Source organism: Microbacterium sp. UBA3394 (assembly GCF_002358725.1).
In the GTDB taxonomy this organism is placed as follows: Bacteria; Actinomycetota; Actinomycetes; order Actinomycetales; family Microbacteriaceae; genus Microbacterium; species Microbacterium luteum.
Genome location: NZ_DEPK01000221.1, coordinates 1 through 4005 on the forward strand (window position 1 = coordinate 1; position 4005 = coordinate 4005).

Below are 4005 nucleotides of genomic sequence, written 5' to 3' on the forward strand. Positions count from 1 at the left end.
GCTCGATCTCCCGCAGGTGCTCCGCGAAAGCCCGCTCGAACGCGGCGAGATAGTGCTCGGGTCGGATTCGTGCGTAGTCCGGCAGGCGATAGGGGAGCGTGGACGGGGAGAGCAGAGGATTCTCGTGGACCATTCATCCACCCTATTCGGCCAGCACCCCTTCACCAAGACTTATTTGCAAAGAGATGCTTGCAAAGAAGTCTTGGTGGTTTTATGCTCGAGCCATGGACGACAAGAGGGCCGATGTCACCCGGTCACCGGCGCACCACAGCAACGACCGGGTGCTCGAGGCCGGTGCTCTCCGCGCGCTCGCCCATCCTCTCCGGGTGCGGATCTACGACATTCTGAGCCAGTACGGTCCGCAGACCGCCAGCACGCTCGCCGAACACCTCGGCGAGTCAACCGGTTCGACGAGCTATCACCTGCGGGCGCTCGCGAAGCACGACCTCATCCGCGAGTGCGTCGACCGTGGATCGGCGCGCGAACGGTGGTGGGAACGACCGATCGGTGGAGTGTCGTTCACCAACCCCGCCGGAGCCACCTCGCCCTCCGAACGGTCCGCGACGCAGCTGGTGATGAGCGAATTCTTTCGCCACCGGCAGGAGCGGCTGCTCGACTTCGTGATGAAGCCCGATGACGCGCTGGAGGATGCCTGGGCGGACGGAGCGATGGTCTCCACGGCCACGGCTCGTCTGACGCCCGAGCAGCTGCGAGATCTGTCGCACCGGATCATGGAGCTGATCGACGATGCCGTCGAGCGCCATCGCGATCAGGTCGGCGAGGGCGTCCGACTGGTCTCCATCCGAGCCGACCTCTTCCCGCTCACCGATCTGAAGGAATCGTGATGACCACTCTCGTCGAGGTCTCGCACGCGTCCGCACCGACCGCGGTCGATCGCGTGCTCCTGAGCTTCTCGCGTCGCCTGGCCGCCCTCGTGGCTGCGCGCATCGCGCGACGGCAACGTGCCGCTTTCGCGGAAGCGGTGGCGATCGAATCGCGTCATCACGATCTCCGTGCGCGCGCTCAGGCGTCCGCGGGCGTCGTCATCCCGCCCGGGTGAGCGTGGTGAGCGCTCGCGTCAGGCGGATGAGCGCCTCAGGGCGACTCGTCGTCCGACGCGTGGCGCACCACGGCGTTGCCCTCGTCGTCGAGCTCGACGAGCACGCCGTTGGCCAGCTCGGCGATCGGCTTGCCCTCCAGCCATGTCAGCGTCCATCGTGGTCTCGGCGCGCCGAGGACGTCGACGGGGATGGTGGCATCCACCCCCGCGATTCCCTCGCGCAGGCTCTCGGGGACCGCCTCCGGCGGTTCCTCTCCCGAGGTCCATCGTGTTCCGAGTCTCATCAGACCTCCCTGAGCTCGATCTCGACGACCGTGGTCTCGGTCGCTTCCACATAGGTCAGATCCTCGATCCGTCCCACAGCCTTCAGGTCGCCCTCCGCCAGGCGCAGCGCCTCCAGCCGGTCGGCAGGCGCCCCCAGAACTAGGCGGGTGACCGGAGTCTTCTGCGACGCCTTGGCCTCGGTCTTTGCTCGGCGGATGCCGATGAGCGCGGCCCCGACCGCTGCGAGCACCGCCGGGTCGCCGTCGCCGTCGCCGGTCTCGGGCCACGCCGAGGTGTGGATGGATCCATCCTCGAACCACGACCACGCCTCCTCCGTCGCGAACGACACGACCGGGGCGAGAAGGCGCAGCAACGTCGACAGGGCCGTGCGGAGGGCAAGCGCGGCGGAAGGCTGCCCGACATCGGTTCGGTCATAGGCGCGCTCCTTGACCAGCTCGAGGTAGTCGTCGCAGAAGGTCCAGAAGAACGACTCGGTGACCTCCAGCGCCCGCGCGTGGTCGTAGGCGTCGAGGGCGCGCGTGGCCTCGGCGACGACGACGTCGAGAGTGGCGAGCATCGAGGCGTCGAGGGCGTGGGTGATCTGCGCGCCGTCGGGAACAGGGAAGGACAGGACGAACTTCGCGGCGTTCAGGATCTTGATCGCGAGGCGCCGGCCGATCTTCACCTGCGTCGGGTTCTGCGGATCGAAGGCGGCGTCGGCGCCGAGACGACTCGAAGCCGCCCAGTATCGCACCGCATCCGAACCATGCCGGGACAGGATGTCGGCAGGTGTGACCACGTTGCCCTTCGACTTGGACATCTTCTTGCGGTCGGGGTCGACGATGAAGCCCGAGATGGCGGCATCGGTCCACGGCGCACGGTCGTCCTCGAGCACGCTTCGGAGCATCGTGGAGAACAACCAGGTACGGATGATGTCCTGGCCCTGCGGTCGGAGGTCGAAGGGCGAGACGAGGTCCCACAGCTCGGGATCCCGCTCCCAGCCCCCCACGAGCTGCGGGGTGAGAGAAGACGTCGCCCACGTGTCGAAGATGTCGCGCTCGGCATCGAATCCGCCCGGCATCCCGCGCTGGTCCTCGGTGAAGCCGGTGGGCACGTCGATGGTCGGATCCACCGGCAGACTCTGCGGGTCGGGGGTGAGCACACGCGAGTAGTCGCGTTCGCCCTCGGCATCGAGCCCGTACCACACCGGGATCGGCACGCCGAAGAAGCGCTGACGTGAGACGAGCCAGTCCCCGGTGAGTCCACCGGTCCAGTTCTCGTAGCGTACGCGCATGAAGTCGGGGTGCCACGACATCTCGCGGCCGAAGGCGATCAGGCGCTCCCGGAGACTCTCGTCGCGGGCGCCGTTGCGGATGTACCACTGCCGCGTCGACACGATCTCGAGGGGGCGGTCGCCCTTCTCGAAGAACTTCACCGGATGGGTGAACGGCGCGGACACCGACATGAGCTCGCCGCTGGCCTCGAGCTGCTCGACGACGGCCTTCTTCGCGCTGAAGACGGTCTTGCCGGCAAGCTCAGCGTAGGCCGCCGTGCCGCGGTCGGAGACGATGACATCCGGGGCCTCTGCGACCAGGCGTCCGTCCTTGCCCAGGATCGTGCGGTTCGGAAGGTCGAGTTCGCGCCACCAGATGATGTCTGTGACATCTCCGAAGGTGCAGATCATGGCGATGCCGGAGCCCTTGTCGGGCTGTGCAAGCGGATGGGGCAGGACCGGGACCTCGACGTCGAACAGCGGGGTGCGCACCGTCGAGCCGAACAGCGGCCGGTAGCGCTCGTCATCCGGATGTGCGACCAGCGCCACGCACGCGGGCAGCAGCTCCGGGCGCGTGGTCTCGATGTGCACGTCACCCGATCCGTCGCTCTTGTGGAAGGCGATGCGATGGTAGGACGCCTGCTGATCCCGGTCCTCGAGCTCGGCCTGCGCGATCGCGGAGCGGAAGTCGACATCCCACAGTGTGGGTGCGAGCGCCTGATAGGCCTCGCCGCGCTCGATGTTGCGCAGGAACGCCAGCTGGCTGGTGCGGATCGTGTCGTCGCTGATCGTGCGATAGGTCTGATCCCAGTCCACGCTCAGTCCGAGCTGGCGGAACACCGCTTCGAACTGCTTCTCGTCTTCGACGGTGAGACGCTCGCAGAGTTCGATGAAGTTCCGGCGGCTGACCGGCACCTGGTCGGCGGGCTTGATCGTCTTCGTCGTCCCCTCGAACGGCGGCGTGAACGACGCGTCATAGGGGAGGGAGGGATCGCACCGCACGCCGTAGTAGTTCTGCACACGGCGCTCGGTGGGCAGGCCGTTGTCGTCCCAGCCCATCGGATAGAAGACGGCCTTGCCGCGCATCCGCTCGTATCGCGCCGTGATATCGGTGTGCGTGAAGCTGAAGACGTGGCCGATGTGGAGGCTTCCCGACGCCGTCGGCGGGGGTGTGTCGATCGAGTACACCCCGCCGCGTCCGGCAGCCGCGGCCCGCGCGCGGTCGAACCGGTACGTTCCCGCAGCGTTCCAGGCGACATCCCACTTGTCTTCGAGACCTTCGAGGGCGGGCTTGTCGGGGATCTCGGCCATGGTGCTCCTTGCGCGGTATGGGCGGCACTGTGTGAGCGTGCCTGAATGTGCGGGTGCGCACAGTCTACCGACGCAGGACGGCCCCTCGCTGAGGCCG

4 protein-coding genes are annotated in these 4005 nt (G+C 67.3%); 2 read left to right on the top strand and 2 right to left on the bottom strand.

The annotated features are described in order from the left end of the window. Positions 1-224 precede the first annotated feature (224 nt). Positions 225-845 carry a winged helix-turn-helix domain-containing protein gene (locus B4E30_RS13485; protein ID WP_194385242.1) on the top strand — a complete coding sequence of 207 codons (621 nt, stop codon included), beginning with the start codon at positions 225-227 and terminating at the stop codon, positions 843-845. Beyond that, positions 845-1060 (top strand): hypothetical protein, encoded by a 216-nt coding sequence (locus tag B4E30_RS13490; protein ID WP_194385243.1) that lies wholly within the window; start codon positions 845-847, stop codon positions 1058-1060. Before B4E30_RS13485 ends, B4E30_RS13490 begins: the two co-directional genes overlap by 1 nt. Positions 1061-1095: 35 nt before the next feature. On the opposite strand, the gene B4E30_RS13495 is transcribed toward B4E30_RS13490, so the two are convergent. Both B4E30_RS13495 and valS read right to left on the bottom strand, forming a co-directional pair. Further along, positions 1096-1344 carry a hypothetical protein gene (locus B4E30_RS13495; RefSeq protein WP_194385244.1) on the bottom strand — a complete coding sequence of 83 codons (249 nt, stop codon included), beginning with the start codon at positions 1342-1344 and terminating at the stop codon, positions 1096-1098. Beyond that, positions 1344-3908 carry a valine--tRNA ligase gene (gene valS / locus B4E30_RS13500; RefSeq protein ID WP_286795588.1) on the bottom strand — a complete coding sequence of 855 codons (2565 nt, stop codon included), beginning with the start codon at positions 3906-3908 and terminating at the stop codon, positions 1344-1346. Before valS ends, B4E30_RS13495 begins: the two co-directional genes overlap by 1 nt. Positions 3909-4005: the final 97 nt, after the last annotated feature.

Bases quoted from the DNA above. Each gene is read 5' to 3' on its own strand.
- B4E30_RS13485 (WP_194385242.1), top strand. From the start codon at position 225: ATGGACGACAAGAGGGCCGATGTCACCCGGTCACCGGCGCACCACAGC.
- B4E30_RS13495 (WP_194385244.1), bottom strand. From the start codon at position 1,344: ATGAGACTCGGAACACGATGGACCTCGGGAGAGGAACCGCCGGAGGCG.
- B4E30_RS13490 (WP_194385243.1), top strand. From the start codon at position 845: ATGACCACTCTCGTCGAGGTCTCGCACGCGTCCGCACCGACCGCGGTC.
- valS (WP_286795588.1), bottom strand. From the start codon at position 3,908: ATGGCCGAGATCCCCGACAAGCCCGCCCTCGAAGGTCTCGAAGACAAG.